The 17,502-nt window shown below is 72.3% G+C and carries 15 protein-coding genes and 3 pseudogenes; 13 read left to right on the top strand and 5 right to left on the bottom strand.

The annotated features are described in order from the left end of the window. Positions 1 to 40: 40 nt before the first annotated feature. Positions 41 to 556, bottom strand: coding sequence for a winged helix-turn-helix domain-containing protein (locus tag ACWD6N_RS26675; RefSeq protein ID WP_387322154.1), 516 nt, complete (start codon positions 554 to 556; stop codon positions 41 to 43). A gap of 348 nt (positions 557 to 904) precedes the next feature. On the opposite strand from ACWD6N_RS26675, the gene ACWD6N_RS26670 reads away from it, so the two are divergent. The 5 genes and pseudogenes from ACWD6N_RS26670 to ACWD6N_RS26650 all read left to right on the top strand — a co-directional run bounded on the left by ACWD6N_RS26670 (position 905) and on the right by ACWD6N_RS26650 (position 4,633). Further along, positions 905 to 1,906, top strand: a complete 1,002-nt coding sequence (locus ACWD6N_RS26670) for a phosphatase PAP2 family protein (protein ID WP_387322156.1) — start codon at positions 905 to 907, stop codon at positions 1,904 to 1,906. A 61-nt stretch (positions 1,907 to 1,967) separates the two neighbouring features. Then, positions 1,968 to 2,663, top strand: coding sequence for a response regulator transcription factor (locus tag ACWD6N_RS26665; protein WP_354962513.1), 696 nt, complete (start codon positions 1,968 to 1,970; stop codon positions 2,661 to 2,663). Positions 2,664 to 2,896: 233 nt separating this feature from the next. Further along, a pseudogene (locus tag ACWD6N_RS26660) lies at positions 2,897 to 3,334 on the top strand (HAMP domain-containing protein); the annotation flags it as partial. Positions 3,335 to 3,452: 118 nt separating this feature from the next. Continuing rightward, positions 3,453 to 4,127: a sensor histidine kinase gene (locus ACWD6N_RS26655; RefSeq protein WP_450005239.1), complete on the top strand. Its 675-nt coding sequence runs from the start codon at positions 3,453 to 3,455 to the stop codon at positions 4,125 to 4,127. Beyond that, positions 4,124 to 4,633 carry a hypothetical protein gene (locus tag ACWD6N_RS26650; RefSeq protein ID WP_387322161.1) on the top strand — a complete coding sequence of 170 codons (510 nt, stop codon included), beginning with the start codon at positions 4,124 to 4,126 and terminating at the stop codon, positions 4,631 to 4,633. Before ACWD6N_RS26655 ends, ACWD6N_RS26650 begins: the two co-directional genes overlap by 4 nt. Positions 4,634 to 4,649: 16 nt before the next feature. On the opposite strand, the gene ACWD6N_RS26645 is transcribed toward ACWD6N_RS26650, so the two are convergent. Genes ACWD6N_RS26645 through ACWD6N_RS26635 form a run of 3 tightly spaced genes read right to left on the bottom strand, consistent with a single transcriptional unit; the run spans position 4,650 to position 7,959 of the window. After that, positions 4,650 to 5,672 (bottom strand): D-alanine--D-alanine ligase family protein, encoded by a 1,023-nt coding sequence (locus ACWD6N_RS26645; RefSeq protein ID WP_387322163.1) that lies wholly within the window; start codon positions 5,670 to 5,672, stop codon positions 4,650 to 4,652. Further along, the gene (gene alr, locus ACWD6N_RS26640; protein WP_387322165.1) at positions 5,669 to 6,811 is read right to left on the bottom strand and encodes an alanine racemase; all 1,143 of its coding nucleotides are present in this window, start codon (positions 6,809 to 6,811) and stop codon (positions 5,669 to 5,671) included. The genes ACWD6N_RS26645 and alr overlap by 4 nt, the downstream gene beginning before the upstream one ends. Next, positions 6,808 to 7,959 carry an acyltransferase family protein gene (locus tag ACWD6N_RS26635; RefSeq protein ID WP_387322167.1) on the bottom strand — a complete coding sequence of 384 codons (1,152 nt, stop codon included), beginning with the start codon at positions 7,957 to 7,959 and terminating at the stop codon, positions 6,808 to 6,810. The genes alr and ACWD6N_RS26635 overlap by 4 nt, the downstream gene beginning before the upstream one ends. Before the next feature lie 187 nt (positions 7,960 to 8,146). Here ACWD6N_RS26635 and ACWD6N_RS26630 point away from each other — a divergent pair, with 187 nt between their 5' ends. Next, a complete protein-coding gene (locus tag ACWD6N_RS26630) occupies positions 8,147 to 9,022 on the top strand; it encodes an LLM class F420-dependent oxidoreductase (protein ID WP_354962507.1) in 876 nt (291 codons plus the stop codon). A gap of 119 nt (positions 9,023 to 9,141) precedes the next feature. On the opposite strand, the pseudogene ACWD6N_RS26625 reads toward ACWD6N_RS26630, so the two are convergent. Then, positions 9,142 to 10,278 (bottom strand): annotated as a pseudogene (locus ACWD6N_RS26625) (catalase); the annotation flags it as partial. 235 nt (positions 10,279 to 10,513) lie between these two features. Here ACWD6N_RS26625 and ACWD6N_RS26620 point away from each other — a divergent pair. The 7 genes and pseudogenes from ACWD6N_RS26620 (at position 10,514) to ACWD6N_RS26590 (ending at position 17,456) form a co-directional block, all read left to right on the top strand. Continuing rightward, positions 10,514 to 11,396, top strand: a pseudogene (locus ACWD6N_RS26620) (alpha/beta hydrolase family protein). A gap of 139 nt (positions 11,397 to 11,535) precedes the next feature. Further along, positions 11,536 to 12,321 carry an ABC transporter ATP-binding protein gene (locus ACWD6N_RS26615; protein WP_354962506.1) on the top strand — a complete coding sequence of 262 codons (786 nt, stop codon included), beginning with the start codon at positions 11,536 to 11,538 and terminating at the stop codon, positions 12,319 to 12,321. A gap of 71 nt (positions 12,322 to 12,392) precedes the next feature. Continuing rightward, positions 12,393 to 13,100 (top strand): ABC transporter ATP-binding protein, encoded by a 708-nt coding sequence (locus tag ACWD6N_RS26610; protein WP_387322798.1) that lies wholly within the window; start codon positions 12,393 to 12,395, stop codon positions 13,098 to 13,100. 30 nt (positions 13,101 to 13,130) lie between these two features. Beyond that, a complete protein-coding gene (locus tag ACWD6N_RS26605) occupies positions 13,131 to 14,009 on the top strand; it encodes a branched-chain amino acid ABC transporter permease (protein ID WP_354962505.1) in 879 nt (292 codons plus the stop codon). Next, positions 14,006 to 15,118, top strand: a complete 1,113-nt coding sequence (locus ACWD6N_RS26600; RefSeq protein WP_387322170.1) for a branched-chain amino acid ABC transporter permease — start codon at positions 14,006 to 14,008, stop codon at positions 15,116 to 15,118. Before ACWD6N_RS26605 ends, ACWD6N_RS26600 begins: the two co-directional genes overlap by 4 nt. An 84-nt stretch (positions 15,119 to 15,202) precedes the next feature. After that, positions 15,203 to 16,489, top strand: a complete 1,287-nt coding sequence (locus ACWD6N_RS26595) for an ABC transporter substrate-binding protein (protein WP_387322172.1) — start codon at positions 15,203 to 15,205, stop codon at positions 16,487 to 16,489. Between the two features lie 199 nt (positions 16,490 to 16,688). Then, positions 16,689 to 17,456 (top strand): SDR family oxidoreductase, encoded by a 768-nt coding sequence (locus ACWD6N_RS26590; RefSeq protein WP_449938508.1) that lies wholly within the window; start codon positions 16,689 to 16,691, stop codon positions 17,454 to 17,456. The last annotated feature ends 46 nt before the right edge of the window (positions 17,457 to 17,502 follow it).

Raw genomic sequence — 17,502 nt, 5'->3', positions numbered from 1 at the left:
TCGTCGCTGACCAGGCGGGCCGGACCATGTTCGTCGGCGGTCAGACCGGGGCGAGCCGGAAGCCGACGCCGCGGACCGCGTGGATCGTCGCCGCGGCGTTGAGCCGGACGAGTTTGCGGCGTACCCGGCGGATCACGGAGTGGATGTCCGAGCCGCGGCCGAGGTGCCGGTTGCCCCAGACCTCGAGATGCAGTCGCTCGTAGGTCCAGACCTGCCCGGGCGCGTCGACCAGGCAGAGCAGGACGTCATGCTCCAACCGGGTCAGGTCGATCTCCCGGTCGCGCCACCGCAGCACCCGGCGGTCGGAATCGACGGCCAGGTCCGGCGGTGGCGGCGCCTGCGGGCTCTGCGCCACGTCGGGCACCACGCTCTGGGCGGTGGGTATCACCGTGGTGGCGGCCGGCATCTCGACCACCCCGAGAAACTCCCGAGCCTGATCGACATTCGAGACGATCAGGAAGGCGTCACTCCCGCCGAGCAGCCGGGCCAGTTGCCTGCGCTCGGCCGGCGTGGACGCGATGCCGATGACCAGGGAGGCGACCGGAATCCCCTGCATTTTCCCCAACCCCTTCCGGTTCCCCAACGTGCTCCGGATGGTTTTCGCACCGCCGACCGAAACATTGCTTGATCGGCGTCCTGACCTTAGTGGTATTGCGTCTCGGCAGGGTAAAACATAGTTGCATGCAAGCATATGAATGACCCTTCACGCTTTGCATAAGTCATTCGAGATGACTTGGCCGGGTTTGCTGGTGAATTTGGGAAATCGACGCGTTGCGGCGTCCGTTGGCCGGTCGCCGTGCCCGGCGCGGTCCACCCGTTCTCCTCTGGCCCTGGCCGGGAACTGTGACAGAACGAAGACAATCCGCGGACGGCGTCCGGATCTGGCGGCACGACGATGGCCGGTATGTCCCTCGGATCGTCATACATCGGACGGTCGGCGCCCGCCCCGCGGCCGGCGCCACCGCTGCCACATGTCCGCGCAGCCGCGCCGCTGGGCCGGCTGCTGCTCGGGGCGGCCGTCGGCCACCTGCTCGCCCTGGGCCTCACCTACGCCGTGTTCGTGCGCACCCACCCCGGTCAGTGGCTGGACGGTCTGCTCCTGCCGCGTGCCGAGCGGGGCGGGGGCTACGAGCAGCAGACCGTCCTGGTCGGTCCGGCCCGGACCGTGCTGGCCACCTTCGGCAGCCCGACGCTGCTGGCCGCCATGCTCGGCACGGTGCTGCTGGTGGGAGTGCTCTGCCGACGGATGCTGGCGGGAGTGGTGGGCGTCGGCATGGTCCTCTGCGCGGTGGTGGTGGCCGGCCCGGCGAAGTCGGCCCTTGCCCGCCCGGACTTCCAGATCGTCAGTTCCAGCACCCACAACAGCTTCCCCAGTGGTCACGTCGCGGCCGCGACGGCCCTGCTGCTGGCGTTCATGCTGGTCGTGCCCGGGTGGGCCCGAGGCTGGCTGGCGGTGCCGGGCGCGGCAGGTGTCTCGGTGATCGCCTCGGCCACCATGATCGCTGGCTGGCACCGGTTCAGTGACGCTCTCGGCGGCGTCCTGCTGGGTGTGACGCTGTTCTGCCTGGCCGCGGCGGCGTTGGCGGGTCGGCGCGGTGACGCCGGTCCGGGCGCCGGTCCGCGCCGCGAACCGGGCGGCGCGGTGGGGCGCGGGCTGGTCGGGGGAGCGGTGGGGCTGGCCGTGCTGCTCTGGGTGCTTCTGGTGGTGCTGCCCGGTCTGGCCGCATCGGTGCAGCCCGGGCTGCTGGTCGCCATCGTGGCGGTGACCGCGGCGACGATGGTGGCGGTGGGCTCGGTGGTGTTCCTGGTGCGGTCGGCGAATTTCGTCGTCCCGCCCCGCCTGTGGCAGCGCGCCCAGCGGCACGCGACGGCGACCAGCCGGGACGGCGGGGCCCCGCAGGGGTGAGACGCGACCGTCCGGCCATCGACCGAACGCTAAACCTATTCATGATGGGATACTTGCCGACATGTCTCAGGTCCTGCTGATCGAAGACCACCAGACGGTGCGCGACGGGTTGCAACTGGCGCTCACCCGACAGGGCCACACCGTCGACGCCGTGGCCACCGGTGAGCAGGGGTTGGCGCGGCTGCGGGTGGCCTCGTCCGACGTCGTGGTCCTCGATCTCATGCTGCCCGGAATGGACGGGTTCGAGGTCTGTCGCCGAATCCGGCAGCTCGGCGACCTTCCGATCATCATGCTCACCGCCCGCAACGACGACATGGACGTGGTGGCGGGGCTGGAAGCCGGCGCCGACGACTACGTGGTCAAGCCCGTGCAGGCCCGGGTGCTCGAGGCGCGGATCCGGGCGGTGCTGCGGCGGACCGCTGGCGAGTCGCGGCGCACCGGCGGCGAGCGGTCCGGCCTGGAACAGCACGGTGCCCTCACCATCGACCGGGCCGCGCTCGTGGTCAGCAAGGAAGGGCTGCCGGTCAGCCTCGCCCCGACGGAGCTGCGCCTGCTGCTCGAGCTCGCGCAGACTCCTGGCCAGGTGCTGAGCCGTCAGCAACTGCTGGAGGCCGTGTGGGAGCACGGTTACCTCGGCGACTCGCGGCTGGTGGACGCCTGTGTGCAGAGGCTGCGCGCCAAGATCGAGGACGACTCGTCGGCGCCGGTCTTCATCCAGACGGTCCGCGGTTTCGGGTACCGGTTCGGGCCGCTGTGACGCCGTGGCGCTGGACCGGTGGCCGAGCGTCGGGCCTGCGGGTCCGGCTGCTGCTGGCCTTCGTGTTGCTGGGCGTGACCACCACCGCGGTGGTGGCCAGCGGAAGCTACTTCCAGGCCCGGACGGTCATCCTCCAGCAGGCGCAGGACGCCGCGGTGGCGTCGCTGACCGATCAGCTCAGGCAGGCCTACCCGGTACGCCGACTCCCGCCGTCCCAGGGGGAACTCGACACGATGGCCCAGCTCCTCTCCGACCGGGAGGGGTACGCGGTGGTCCTCTACGGTGACATGCGGGCGCAGGGCGCTCAGGTGCCCGAGCCGCTCACCCCGGAGCTGCGGCAGGCGGTCGGGGATGGCGTCATCGCCTGGCAACGCGTCTCGCGAGGCGGAGAACCCGTGCTGCTCATCGGGACCCAGCTGAAGATCGACCGGACCGATGGCGGGTCGGTGCCGTCCGGCGTGGAGGTCTACTCGGTGCGCAGCCTCGCCTCCGAACAGCGGAGCATCGACCGGCTCGCCACCCTGGCGTGGCTCACCGGCGGGCTCTCCCTGGTCCTCGCGGTCCTGCTGGCCCTGCTGGCCGCCCGGGGAGTGCTGCGCCCGGTCCGCGAGCTGGGCCGGGCGGCGCGCCGGCTCGGTGAGGGCGACCTGACCACCCGGCTGGCGGTGCGGGGCGTCGACGAACTGGCCGACGTGGCGCGGACCTTCAACGACACCGCGGGGACGCTGGAGCGGCAGGTCGGTGAGCTGCGGCGGATGGAGGCCGACGGCCCGACGCTTCGTGGCCGACGTGTCGCACGAGCTCCGCACGCCACTGGCCGCGATGACGGCGGTCACCGACGTGCTCGACGAGGAGGCGGACCGGCTGCCCGGGGATGCCGGCCGGGCCGCCCGGCTCGTCAGTCAGGAGACGCAGAACCTCACCCAGCTGGTCAACGACCTCATCGAGGTCAGCAGGTTCGACTCCGGCACCGCGCGGCTCGCCCTCGACGACATCGACGTGGCCGCGGCGGTGACCGCGACCCTCCGCGTCCGGCGCTGGGCCGATCGGGTGCGGGCGGAGCTGCCGTCCGGAGTCTTCGCCCGCCTGGACCCCCGCCGGCTGGACGTCATCGTCGCCAACCTGGTCGGCAACGCGTTCCGGCACGGCGCCGAGCCGGTGTCCGTGCGCCTGCGCGCCGAGCCGGACTGGATCACGATCGAGGTCCGCGACCAGGGGCCCGGCCTGGACCCGGAGGTGCTGCCGCACGTCTTCGACCGCTTCTACAAGGCGGACACCGCCCGGACCCGCTCGGAGGGCAGCGGCCTCGGCCTCGCCATCGCGTGGGAGAACGCGCGCCTGCACCAGCACGCCGGGCAGGCCGGAAGTCTCGTCGCGGGCAACAATCCGATGGGCGGCGCGGTGTTCACGCTCCGGCTGCCGCGCGTGGCCACGGACGTGGCGGACGCCGGAGGCGTACGGTGACCGGCCGCCGGGCCGGCCGGGCCTTGCTCGCCGGCGGGCTCCTGGTCACGCTGCTCGCGACGGGCTGCGGGGTTCGGCCCAGCGACGTCATCACCGGCCGCTCCGCGACGACCGGCCCAGCCGCGGGCGCCGCCCTCTACCTGCTCTCGCACGGACGACCCACGCTGGTCATCCGGGACACCAAGGCACGCAGCGGCGTCTCGCCGGAGAAGACGCTCGGCATGCTGGCGGCGGGCCCGGACGAGTCGGAACGGAGCCAGGGCTTCGTCAGCGAGGTGCCGGCCGGTCTGGTCCCGGCCTCCCTGGTGACGTCGAACGCCGACGGATCCGGCGGCACGGTGACGATGACGGGTGCCGTGCTGCCGCTGTCGGCGGCCGCGGCCGACCAGATCATCTGCACCCTGGCCGGTGCCGTGGCGCTCACCGGCCAGGGAAACAGCTTCTCCCCGGTCACCATCGCCGGGCCGGACGGCGCCCGGCCGCCCCGGCCCTGTCCGATCAAGTGACCGGGGCGACGGCCGCTCAGACCAGGTCCACCGCCCGTGCCGGCCGGGGCAACCCACTGGACCGGATCCGAGCCTGGTTGGCCAGCGCGCCGGAGATCAGGATGTCGAGCAGGGTGGCGAACCCGATCCCGGCCTGCTGCCAGATCTGGGGGAACTGCGAGGCGGTGGTGAATCCGGGAAAGGTGTTCACCTCGTTCACGATCGGCTCGGCGAACCCCTGCGTGGGCAGGAAGAAGTCGACGCGGAGCAGCCCGCGGCAGTCGAGGGCGTGGAAGGCGCGAATCGCGCGGTCCTGGAGCACCTGGGTGGTGGCCGGGTCGAGCGCGGCGGGGATCTGGAAGACCGCCCCGCCGTCGTACTTCGCGTCGTAGTCGAAGAAGCCGGCACCGGTCACCCGTATCTCCAGGGGCGGACCGGCCTGCACCCGGCCGTCGGGATGCTGCAGGACGGCCACGTCGATCTCCCGTCCGCGCGCCCCCTGCTCGACGAGCACCTTCGGGTCGACCTCCCGCGCCTGCCGCAGCGCGGCGGGAAGTCCGGCCCAGTCGGTCACCCTGACCACGCCCAGGCTGGAGCCGGCCCGGGCGGGCTTGACGAACACCGGCAGGCCCAGCCTCCGCTGCTCGGCCGGGGACAGCTCCTCGCCGGGACGCAGGGTCACCCCGGGGCTGACCCGCAGGCCCTCCGCGGCGAGCAGTCTCTTGGTGACGCCCTTGTCCATGCCGGCCGCGCTGGCGAAGACACCGTTGCCGACGTACGGCACCCCGAGCCATTCCAGCAGCGACGCGACGGTGCCGTCCTCGCCGTACGGGCCGTGCAGGGCTGGGAACACCACGTCCTGGGCGCGCAACACGCGCAGCGCCAGGGGGAGTGGCACCGGACGGCCGTCGACGTGCCACCCGCCGTCCCGACCGATGAGCACCTCGGTGACCCGGTACCTCTCCCGGTCCAGGCCGGCGAGGATGCTCTCCGCCGAGCGGCGGGACACCTCGTGCTCGCCGCTCTGCCCGCCGTAGAGCACTGCCAGTCGGATCGTCATGACGTTGCCGCCCTTTCGTGGAGGTGGTCGCGGGCCACCCGGGCCCCGACACCGGTCAGGATCTCGTGCGGGTTCGTGCCTGCCCACCGCGCCCACTCGGCGACCGTCGGTGGGGCGTGGTCGCCCCGGTCGGGGCCGAACACCACGACCGGGTCCCCGATGGCCACGGGAAGGTCGCCTGCGTCGATGACGCACTGGTCCATCGCGATGCGACCGACGATCGGGCGACGCCGGCCGCCCAGCCACACCTCGGCGCGACCCTCGGCGGCCCGGGTCAGGCCGTCCGCGTAGCCGAGCGGCAGCAGAGCCAGGGTGGTCGGCGCGCCGGTCACGTACTCGGGCCCGTAGGAGACCGCGGTGCCGGCCGGTACCCGCTTCACGTTGACCACGGTCGTGCGCAGCGTCATGGCGGCGCGTAGTCCGACCTGGCCCGGCCCGGTCCCGCCGAACGGATCCACGCCGTACAGCGCGAGCCCGATCCGGCAGAGGTCGAAGCGGGTCCGGGGCGCCGCCAGCGCGGCGGCCGAGTTCGCCAGGTGCACCAGGTCCGGGTCGAGGCCGGCGGACCGGGCGACCCGTAGCGCCTCATCGAAGACCGCCACCTGCCGGGCGAGCCCGGGGCTGCCCGGTACGTCGGCGTCGGTCAGGTGTGACCACACGCCGCGCACCCGAACCCCGCCCTCCACCTCGTACTTGCGGGCCCAGCCGACCAGCTCGGGCCAGTCGTCGCCCGCGGCGCCGTTGCGGGACAGCCCGGTGTCCGCCTTGAGCTGCACCGTCGCCGGCACGCCGAGTCGGTGGGCGGCGTCGGCGACAGCGTGCAGGTGGATCGTGGTCGACACGCCGACGTCGACGCCGGCGGCGATCAACCGGTCGAAGTCGTCGTCGGGGCGGTGCAGCCAGCTCAGCGTGGGCGCGGTGATGCCCGCCGACCGCAGCGCCAGCGCCTCGGACGCCGAGGTCACACCCAGCCAGCTCGCGCCGGCACGCAGCGCGGCCCGCGCGACCGGCACCGCCCCATGGCCGAACCCGTCCGCCTTCACCACGGCCATCAGCTCGGTGCCGGTGACCGACGCGATCATCCGTACGTTGCTGGCGATCGCGTCGAGGTCGACCACCGCCTCGCCGAGGGCGCTCATCCGGCCGCCTCCACCCGCCGGACGCCGGGAAGGGCGAACAGCCAGCGTGCGTGCAGCGCCAGGAGCCCCCGGTGGACGGCCAGGCTCACGCCGATCACGAGCCCGGTCAGCAGGACCGGGTACCCGAGCACGAGCAGTCCCTGACCGACCTGGTCCAGCCCGGAGATCGGCCCGAGCAGCAGCCGGTGCAGCAGCGCCAGCACCGGCATGTGGATGACGTAGATGGGCAGGGTGATGCGGCCGAGGGTGGCGAGCCGGTTGCTGACGGCCGGCCAGCGGCCCAGCCGGGCGGCGGCGGTGACGCCGAAGGCGACCGCCACGACGGAGACCACCGGCCACACGCCGAACCACTGCTGCGCGCCGACCGCCGCCATCGCGGCGAGCACGAGGACGTACGCGCCCGAGGTCACCGCGAGTCGGCGCCCGGTGGCGGTGGCCGCCCACCGTTCGATCTGCGGTCGCAGGTACAGGCCGGCGAGAAAGAAGACCAGGTTCTGGTACAGGCCGGCGCGGTTGCCCGGCGTGTCGAGCAGCCCGGCGGCGGCGACGGCGGACAGCACCGCGGCGGGCGCCAGAACCAGCACGCGGGAGACCCGGCGAACAGCCTTGGCGAGCGTGAAGTAGAGCGCCAGGGCGTACAGGTACCAGAGGTTGGAGGGCGTGATGGTGAGCTGTTCCAGCAGACCGAGGGCGGACGTGGCCCGGTCGGTCGGGAAGTCCGGGGCCGCGGCGAGGACCGCGGTGTGGATCAGCAGCCAGACGGCGTACAGGTAGAGGAACCGCGCGATCCGGCCGCGGGCGACGACCCGCCAGGGCCGCTGGACGGCGTTCGCCGCGAAGACGCCGGAGATGGTGAAGAACAGCGGCATCCGCAGCGGCAGGAACTGCTCACCCAGCGCCCCCCACAGGCCCGGCACCGGTACGCCGATGTGCCAGTCGATCTGCAGGTAGTCCTTGACGACGACGTGCCACAGGACGACCAGGATGATGCAGACGCCCTTCGCGGCGTCGGCCCACTCCGCTCGGCGTGGCCGTCCCGCTGCGGGGCCGGACAGCGTCCGGTGCCTCCGGTGACGGAACCGGACGTGCGTCACGTCGGGCTCGTGCTCGGGGGGCCGGGCGTCGGTGGATGTCGGCTGTCGGATCACCCGACCGAAGGTGTCAGCCGGATATCCCGGAGTGATCCGCGAACTGTCATGAACCGGTAATGGAACCCGCCGCTGGCGTCCGTCGCGATCCGCTGCCCGCGGGGGCGGACTCGCCGCCGTTGTCGATCAACAGGCCCGTCGCTGGCGTCCAGGACCACTAGGCTTGGTTCCGGAGGTGTCGCGAGGCATGAAACTCGGACTGCACTACTGGAGTTACTCGACCCCGGCCGAGGCGGGGGCGATCGCACCGACCCTGACCGAGGCGGCGACCACCGCCGAGCAGGCCGGCGTCGCGTCCTTCACGGTCATGGACCACTTCTTCCAGATGGAGGCCGTGGCCCCGGCCGAGGAGCCGATGCTGGAGGCGTACACCACGCTGGGCTTCGTCGCGGCCAAGACCCAGCGGATGACGCTGGGCGTGCTGGTCACCGGCGTGATGTACCGGTACCCGGGGCTGCTCGCCAAGACCGTGACGACGCTCGACGTGCTCTCCGGCGGCCGGGCCCGGCTGGGCATCGGCGCGTCCTGGTACGAGCGGGAGCAGCGCGGGTTGGGCGTGCCCGTGGTGCCGGTGGCCGAGCGGTTCGAGCGGCTGGAGGAGACGCTGCGCATCGTCCAGCAGATGTGGAGTGACGACAACGGGCCGTTCGCGGGGCGGCACTACCAGCTCGCCGAGACGATCAACTCGCCGCAGCCGTTGAGCCGTCCGCACCCGCCCATCATGATCGGCGGCGGCGGCGAGAAGAAGACCCTGCTCCTGGTCGCCCGGTACGCCGACGCCTGCAACCTGTTCGGCACGGCCGCCGGCGCCGACGACGTGGCGCGGAAGCTGGACGTGCTGCGGGGGCACTGCGCCGCGGAGGGCCGCGACTACGACACCATCGAGAAGACGGTCGTCGCCCACCGGCCGCCCCTGGCCGACGTCGACGCGTTCCTCGCCGAGGTGTCCTCGTACGCCGCGCTCGGCGTCAGCGAGGTGCAGGTCACGCCAGATCGCCACCCGGTGGAGTTCGCCCAACGGCTCGGCGACGAGGTGCTGCCCCGGCTGGCCGACATCGGCTGACGCCGTTGCGCTGGCACGGGCACTGTGAACAGAAGCCCCGACAACGCCGGGTGAACCGTGCTGCCGAGAGCTGACCTCCTGGAGAACCGGAGGACAGCCCTCGGCAGTGCTTTGTCGTGTCAGGCGACCGAGGCGGGGAACCGTTCCCACACCCGGTGCGCAGCCATCAACCGCTGCACCGCGGTCAGGGCCTCGACTCCGGAGCCGGCCGAGACGACGCCGGGAGTGCCGGTCACGCCCGCCTGCTCCAACACGCTGACGCCGCCGTCCCAGGCGCCGACCGCCTTGGCGTGCCGCCAGCACTCCTGAACGAGGAGCAGCACGCGGGGGTCCACGGAGGCTCGGTCCGTCGTACCCGCCCTCTCGTCGCGGGCGGGAAGCGCATCCGGGGCGGGCACCGGTGCGCCGGCCAGCAGGAGCGCGTCGAACTCGACAGATCGACCTGTGGCGAAGGTGCGCTGGACGGGCAGGTGACCCACCGTGCCACCGTGCGGGGCGACGAGGAGCGGCACCATCCCGGCCGCGAAGACGGCTTCGCATACCTGGTCGACACCGTCGAGGTCGGTGTCGGGGTCGACGACGATTCCGATCGTGCGGCCGTCGGCCGGCCACTCCCCGCCGACCTGCGACAGCGCGGGGCTCGGGGCGACGTCGGCGAGCGGCACGGTCGGCGCCGGCGCGGGCAGGCCCAGACCGGTGGCGACCTGCGCGCACAGCACCGGATCGATGTTGGCGAGGCACCGGAGCTGACGTTCCTTGATCGCCTGGTGGTAGCACTTGCCGAGCTCGAAGGTGTAGGCGCGGATGATGTGCTCCTTCTCCACCGGCGACATGCTCAGCCAGAACAGGCGTGCCTGGCTGAAGTGGTCGTCGAACGAGACGGGGTTCGCGCGGACCTTCGGTGCCTCCGCGACCCGCACCGGCACGTCGAGGAACGCGTGGTCCTCGTCGCCCGCGGGGAAGGGGTTGCCGCCGTCGAGTGAGTTCGGCCGGTACGGCGCGACCCCCGCGTGGACGGCGTGCTGGTGGAAGCCGTCGCGCAACATGTCGTTGACCGCGGCGTGCGGACGATTGATCGGGACCTGGGGGAAGTTGGGCCCGCCCAGCCGGGTGAGCTGCGTGTCGACGTACGAGAACAGCCGGCCCTGCAGCAGCGGGTCGTTCGTGACGTCGATGCCCGGCGGGAGGTGGCCGAGGTGGAAGGCGACCTGCTCGGTCTCCGCGAAGAAGATCGTCGGCGTCCGGTTAAGCCCCAGGTCAGGTGGTCAAAACGCCGCGAATGTCCGCACCCCGGTCACCCGGGTGCGGATGCCGACGGTGAGCACGGCGTCGCGGTGGTCGCGCCGGGCTCGCTGGCGGGCCCACCGCCGGGACTGGTGATTTCACCGATGCGGGGACCGGGTGGTGACGCCAAAACTGACGCACGTCGATATCCCTCGACTCTAGGGAGTGCCCGACGTGTCGTCACCAACCACCACCCGTCCCCGTTCCATGGCCGTCCGAGCCGTTCGGCTCGCGCTGGCCGCCGCCCTGGTCGCCGGCGGCGTCCTGGCCGGACCCTCCGGCGCCGTGCAGGCGGCGGAGAACCCGTACGAGCGGGGCCCGGCCCCGACCACCGCGATCCTGGAGGCCAGCCGCGGTCCGTTCGCCACGTCCTCGCAGAACGTGTCCTCGCAGAACGTGTCCTCGCTGAGCATGACCGGCTTCGGCGGCGGCGTCATCTACTATCCGACCAGCACCAGCGAGGGCACCTTCGGCGCCATCGCGATCTCGCCGGGCTTCACCGCCGCGTGGTCCAGCATCAGCTGGCTCGGGCCACGGCTCGCCTCGCACGGCTTCGTGGTGATCGGCATCGAGACCAACACCCGGCTGGACCAGCCGGACAGCCGCGGCCGGCAACTGCTCGCCGCGTTGGACTACCTGGTCGAGCGCAGCTCGGTGCGTACCCGGATCGACAGCAGTCGACTCGCGGTGGCCGGCCACTCGATGGGCGGCGGCGGGAGCCTGGAGGCGGCGTCGGCACGGCCGTCGCTGCAGGCCGCGGTGCCGCTCGCCGTGGAACACCGACAAGAGCTGGTCCGAGCTCCGGGTGCCCACGCTGATCATCGGCGGCGAGAGCGACACCGTCGCGCCGGTCTCGTCGCACTCGGAGCCCTTCTACAACAGCATCCCGGCGTCCGCCGAGAAGGCGTACCTGGAGCTGAACGGGGCGAGCCACTTCTTCCCGCAGACGGTGAACACCCCGACCGCACGGCAGATGGTCGCCTGGCTGAAGCGGTTCGTCGACAACGACACCCGCTACGAGCAGTTCCTCTGCCCCGGCCCGAGCGGCTCGCAGATCCAGGAGTACCGCAACACCTGCCCCAGTTCCTGATCGCGATCCCGGGGCGGTCGCCGGTGGCGGCCGCCCCGTCCGCGTGCCGGCGACAGGGGGCATTGAAGGTCTTGACGCGGTACCCGAGAAACGTACACTGCGAGTGTAAATAACACCCGCCACAACAGAGGGATGGGTGATGGATCGCGGTCTCGAACTGCACCACATCGGCGTACGTTTCGGCGGCCTCACCGCCCTCGACGACGTCTCGCTGCGGGTGGCACCCAACCAGGTGGTGGGCGTCATCGGGCCCAACGGCGCCGGCAAGACCACGCTGTTCAACGTGATCTGCGGCTTCGTCGCGCCGGAGACGGGATCGCTCACCCTCGACGGCCGACCGCTGCGGCCACGGCCGCACCGGCTGACCCGGCTCGGCATCGCCCGGACCCTGCAGGGAACCGGCCTCTTCGCCGGGCTCACCGTGCTGGAGAACGTGATGACCGGCGCCTCGCACACCGCGCGGGCCGGTTTCGTCCCGGCGCTGCTCGGCCTGCCCAGCAGCGACCGCGACGAGCGGCGGCTGCGCCAGCACGCCCTGGACATCCTGGACGGCCTGGGCATCGCCGGGCACGCCGACGCCGCGCCGACCACGCTGCCCTTCGCCGTACGCCAGCGGGTCGCCCTGGCCCGCGCGCTCGCCGCCCGACCCCGGCTGCTTCTGCTCGACGAACCCGCCGGTGGCCTCGGGCCCGACGACATCACCGAGCTGGCGGAGCTGGTCCGGCAGCTGCCCCGGCGGGACGCCGACCCCTGCGCGGTGCTGCTGGTCGAGCACCACATGGACCTGGTGATGGCCGTCTGCGACGAGATCGTGGTGCTGGACTTCGGCCGGGTGATCGCCGCCGGCACACCCGACGAGATCCGCGACGACCCGGCGGTCACCGACGCCTATCTCGGAGCCGCCGTCGACGAGGTCACCACGTGAGCGCGAGGAGTGAGCCGGGTTTGCGAGCCCCGCAGTCGCGAACGAAAGACGGTGCGGGGAGTGCCTCCGACCTGCTCGTGGTGCGCGGGTTGGTGGCCGGCTACGGTGCCGCGCCCGTGCTGCAGGCGGTCGATCTCACCGTTCCGGCCGGCACGATCGCCGCGGTCGTCGGGGCGAACGGCGCCGGCAAGACCACCCTGCTGCGCGCGCTCTCCGGCATGATCCGTCCGACATCCGGGCAGGTCGTCCTCGCCGGGGAGGACCTGCGCGGCACGCCCGTGGAGCAGCTCGCCCGGCGCGGCATGGCGCACGTGCCGGAGGGGCGGGGCGTGATCAGCGAACTCACCGTCGACGAGAACCTGCGGCTCGGCGGGCTGTGGCGCCGCGACCGGGCCGACGCCGGCCGCGCTCTCGACGAGGTCTATCAGCTCTTCGAGCCGCTGGCCCGGCGCCGTCGGCACCTCGGCCACCAGCTCTCCGGTGGGGAACGGCAGATGCTCGCGCTCGGTCGGGCGCTGGTCGGCCGGCCCCGCCTGCTGCTGCTCGACGAGCCGTCGCTCGGCCTGGCGCCTCGGGTGGTCGCCCGGACGATGGCTCTGCTGCGTCAACTGCGCGACCAGACCGGCCTGACCGTGCTGCTGGTCGAGCAGAACGTGCGCAGCGCGCTCGCCGTCGCCGACCAGGGCGTGGTGATGTCCCTCGGCCGGGTGGTGACCGCCGCCCCGGCCGCCACGCTCCGCGACGACACCGACCTACGGCACGCGTACCTCGGTTTCTGACCATCACCTCGTCCCCAGGAGGGAGGACTGTTGGACCGCTTCGTCTTCCTCACCGTCGACGGCCTGTCCCGGGGCGCGGTGTACGCCGCGTTCGCGCTGGCCCTGGTGCTCATCTGGCGGGCGGCGCGGGTCGTCAACTTCGCCCAGGGGGCGATGGCCGTCGCCGCCGCGTACGTCGCCTACACCGTGTCCGCGCATACCGGGTCGTACTGGCTGGGTTTCGTGGTCGCGATAGTCGCCGGGCTGCTGCTCGGCGCGCTGGTCGACCGCGCCGTGATGCGCTTCGTCGACCACACGTCACCGCTCAACCCGGTGATCGTCGCGCTCGGGCTGGTGCTGCTGATCCAGGCCGTCCTGGGCATGGTGTACGGCAGTGAGTTCCGGCCGGCCGAGGCGCCGTTCAGCCGGTCCGCTCTCAGCCTGGGCGGGGTCGCCGTGCTCTCGCCGTACGACCTGTTCGTCTTCGCGACGATCGGGGTGGTGGTCTGCGCGCTGGCCTGGATGTTCGCCCGGACCCCGGTCGGGCTGCGGATGCGCGCGGCGGCCTTCGCTCCCGAGGTTTCCCGCCTGCTCGGGGTCAACGTCGGCGGCATGCTGACCCTCGGCTGGGCGCTCGCCTCCGGGGTGGGCGCGCTGGCCGCGATGCTGGTCATCCCCACCGAGCTCGGGCTGCACCCGCACGCGATGGACCTGGTCTTCGTCTCGGCGTTCACCGCGGCGGTGGTCGGCGGTCTGGACAGTCCACCAGGGGCGGTCGTCGGCGGCCTCGTGGTGGGGCTGCTGCTCTCCTATGTCAGCGGCTATGCCGGCAGCGACCTCACCCCGCTGGCGGTGCTGGTCCTGCTGCTGGCGGTGCTGCTGGTCCGGCCCGGTGGGCTGTTCGCCCCGGTCGCGGCGAGGCGGGTGTGAGCGCCACCCGGGCGGCCCTGCCGCGCAAGCGGGCGCTGGCCGACGCCGGTGAGCGTCCGGTCGACCGGCGACGCGGCTCCACCCTGCTGCGCCACCTCGCCTTCACGCTCGCCGGCGGGTTGCTGCTGGTCGGGGTCAGCTACGCCGTCGAGCCGTTCCGCAACTTTCAGCTCGCCACCGTGGCGGCCTACCTCTGCGCCACCGCCGGGCTGACCCTCCTCACCGGGCTCAACGGCCAGCTCTCGCTCGGGCACGGCGCGTTGATGGCGACCGGCGCGTACACCGTGGCCTTCTGCCAGAACGCGTTCGCCGATCGGGGGATGACGGGTGGTTGGCTGCTGCCGCTCTCGCTCGGTGCGGCGATCCTCAGCACGGTCGTTGTCGGCGCGGTGGTCGGCGTCGCCGCGGCCCGGCTGCGCGGCCCCTACCTGGCCGGGGTCACCCTCGCCGTGGCCGTCGTCGTCCCGGCGCTCGCCGTCACCTTCGACGGCGTCTTCAACGGTGAGCAGGGGCTGTCGGTGCCGGTGGAGCCGCCGCCGGTGTCGCTCGGCCCCTTCTTCCCCTATGAGCGGTGGCAGCTCTGGCTGGCCGGCGCGGCCACCTTGCTGGCCCTGTTGCTGCTGGCCAATCTCATCCGGAGTCGTTTCGGGCGCACCTTCCGGGCGGTCCGCGACGACGAGGTGGCCGCCCGTCTCGCCGGCATCCACGTGGCCCGCACCCAGGTCCTCGCGTTCGTGGTCAGCGCCGCCACCGCCGGCCTCGGCGGCGCCCTGCTGGCGGTGCTCGCGCAGAGCGTCTCGCCCGGCGCGTTCTCGCTGACCCTGTCGCTCTTCCTGCTGATGGCCGTGGTGATCGGCGGTCTGGGCAGTCTCACCGGTGCAATGTGGGGCGCCGTCCTGCTCGTCGCCCTGCCCGATCTCACCCACTCCGTGACCGAGCTGTTCACACTCTCGCCCGCGGTGGCGCAGCGGCTGGAGGGCAACCTCCCGCTGGCGATCTTCGGAGTGACCCTGATCGTCGTCATGATCGCCGCACCCGGCGGCGTGCAGGGTCTGCTGTCGCGTCTCGGCCGGGCACTGCTGGCCCGGTGGCCGGCCCGGCCTTCCTGAGCTGTCCCTGTCCGGCCTCGGCCGGGCGCCCCACCACCACCGAAGTTCGATTGAGAACCGGACCGAGAAAGGTCGGTGTTTCCCATGCACCGTACGGCACGACGCGGTCTTGCGATCGCCAGCACCATCGCCTTGCTGATCACCACCGTCGGTTGCAGCGGCGACGACGGTTCCGGTCCCGGCGGGGGATCGGTGCCGGGCGTCACCGACACCGAGATCGTCGTTGGCACCCACATGCCGCTCACCGGACCGGCCTCGGCCGGGTACTCGAAGATCGCCCCGGCCACGAAGGCGTACTTCGACTACGTCAACGCCAACGGCGGCGTGCACGGTCGGAAGATCACCTACAAGATCATGGACGACGGCTACAACCCGGCGAACACGCAGCAGGTGGTTCGTCAGCTCGTCCTGCAGGACAAGGTCTTCGCCATCCTCAACGGCCTCGGCACGCCGACGCACACCGGCGTGCTCGACTTCCTCAAGAGCAACCGGGTGCCCGATCTCTTCGTCGCCTCCGGCAGCCGCAGCTGGGACCAGCCGGACAAGTATCCCGGCACGTTCGGCTTCAACCCGGACTACACGGTCGAGGGCAAGATCCTCGCCAACTACGCCAAGGCGAACCTGGCCGGCCAGAAACTCTGCTTCCTCGGCCAGGACGACGACTTCGGCCGCGACAGCCTGGCCGGCGTGGAGAAGGTGCTCGGCGCCGGGGGCGTGGCGGTGAAGCAGACCTACGTCACCAGCAACACCAACGTGGCGCCGCAGATCGGCGCGTTCAAGGCGGCCGGATGCCGGGTCGTCGTGCTTGCCACCGTGCCCGGCTTCACCGCGCTCTCCATCGGCACCGCCGCGCGGCTGGGCTTCAAGACGCAGTGGCTGGTCTCCAACGTCGGCGCCGATCAGCCGACCCTGGCCAAGCAGCTCGGAGCCGCCGCGCCGCTGCTGGAGGGCGTGGTCGGCACCAACTACCTGCCGATGCAGAACGACACCGCGAACCCGTGGATCCAGCTCTACACGAGGATCAACAAGTCGCACAACGGGGACGCGCCGTTCGACGGCAACATCGTTTACGGCATGTCGGTCGGCTATCTCTTCGTGCAGGCGCTGCTGGCCGCGGGCAAGGACCTCACCCGGGAGAAGGTGCTCGAGGCCGTGCAGAAGGGCGGGTTCCAAGGCCCCGGGCTGGTGCCGCTGCGCTTCTCGGCGACCGACCACTCCGGTTACGGCGGGCAGCGGCTGAGCCGGGTGAGCGGGGGAGTGCAGAGCTACTTCGGGCCGGCGTACGAGACGGACGAGGCGGACGGGCCGGTCAAGGAGTACACCGCCACCCCGGTGGCGCCGCCGGCGAACGGGGTGCCGACCGTCTCCTGACGACCCGTACGCCCGGCAGTCGACCGGGTGTGGTCGCGCGGCACACCGCCGTGACCACGCCCGGTCGTCCGGCTGCCCGGACGTCGTGACCGCATCTGATCGCCGCCGGCCGGCGGTTGGCGAGTGCGGGCTGCCCGAGAGTCGACGCTGCTTCCCCCGACGTTGACCGACACCGATCGCTGCTCATAGTATCTGCACCGTGAATGCAGATTCAGGTCGGCTCGTGGGTCAGGTCGCCATCGTCACCGGTGCGAGTCGAGGGATCGGCCTGGCCATCGCCCAACGGCTGGTGGCCGAGGGCGCGCGCGTGGGTCTGACCGCCCGACGGCCGGAGGCGCTGGCCGACGCGGTCGCCACCCTCGGCGGGCCGGCGTACGCCGTGGCCGTGCCCGGTCGGGCCGACGACGCCGCGCACCGGGCCGCCGCGGTGGGAGAGGTCACCGCGGCGTTCGGGCCGGTGGACCTCCTGGTCAACAACACCGGCATCAACCCGGTGCACGGCCCGCTGCTGGGGCTGGACCTGGCGGCCGCGCGCAAGATCCTCGACGTCAACCTGGTCGGCGCGCTCGGCTGGGTGCAGGAGGTGTGCGCCGCCGGCATGACCGACCGGGGTGGCTGCGTGGTCAACGTCTCGTCGATCGCCGGCCTCGGTCCGTCGCCCGGCATCGCCTTCTACGGGGTGAGCAAGGCGGCGCTCAACCACCTCACCGCGAGCCTCGCCGCGGAGCTGGGGCCGACCGTCCGGGTCAACGCCGTCGCCCCCGGGGTGGTGAAGACCCGTTTCGCCGCCGCGCTGTACGAGGGCCGCGAGGACGAGGTCGCCGCGCGGTACCCGCTCGGGCGGCTCGGCCTGCCGCAGGACGTGTCCGGCGCGGTCGCCTTCCTGGCCTCCGCCGACGCCGCCTGGATCACCGGGCAGACCATCGTGTGCGACGGCGGGGTCACGCTGACCGGCCGCGCCGGATGACGGCGGCCCGGGTGCCGATGATCACCGCCTGTCTAGACTCGGCGGT

Source organism: Micromonospora sp. NPDC005163 (assembly GCF_053599835.1).
This window is presented reverse-complemented; position numbering and strand designations above follow the sequence as displayed.

Coding starts and splice junctions, on each gene's coding strand:
- ACWD6N_RS26630 (WP_354962507.1), top strand. CDS start 8,147: ATGAAACTCGGACTGCACTACTGGAGTTACTCGACCCCGGCCGAGGCG.
- alr (WP_387322165.1), bottom strand. CDS start 6,811: ATGAGCGCCCTCGGCGAGGCGGTGGTCGACCTCGACGCGATCGCCAGC.
- ACWD6N_RS26675 (WP_387322154.1), bottom strand. CDS start 556: ATGCAGGGGATTCCGGTCGCCTCCCTGGTCATCGGCATCGCGTCCACG.
- ACWD6N_RS26645 (WP_387322163.1), bottom strand. CDS start 5,672: ATGACGATCCGACTGGCAGTGCTCTACGGCGGGCAGAGCGGCGAGCAC.
- ACWD6N_RS26670 (WP_387322156.1), top strand. CDS start 905: ATGTCCCTCGGATCGTCATACATCGGACGGTCGGCGCCCGCCCCGCGG.
- ACWD6N_RS26665 (WP_354962513.1), top strand. CDS start 1,968: ATGTCTCAGGTCCTGCTGATCGAAGACCACCAGACGGTGCGCGACGGG.
- ACWD6N_RS26595 (WP_387322172.1), top strand. CDS start 15,203: ATGCACCGTACGGCACGACGCGGTCTTGCGATCGCCAGCACCATCGCC.
- ACWD6N_RS26615 (WP_354962506.1), top strand. CDS start 11,536: ATGGATCGCGGTCTCGAACTGCACCACATCGGCGTACGTTTCGGCGGC.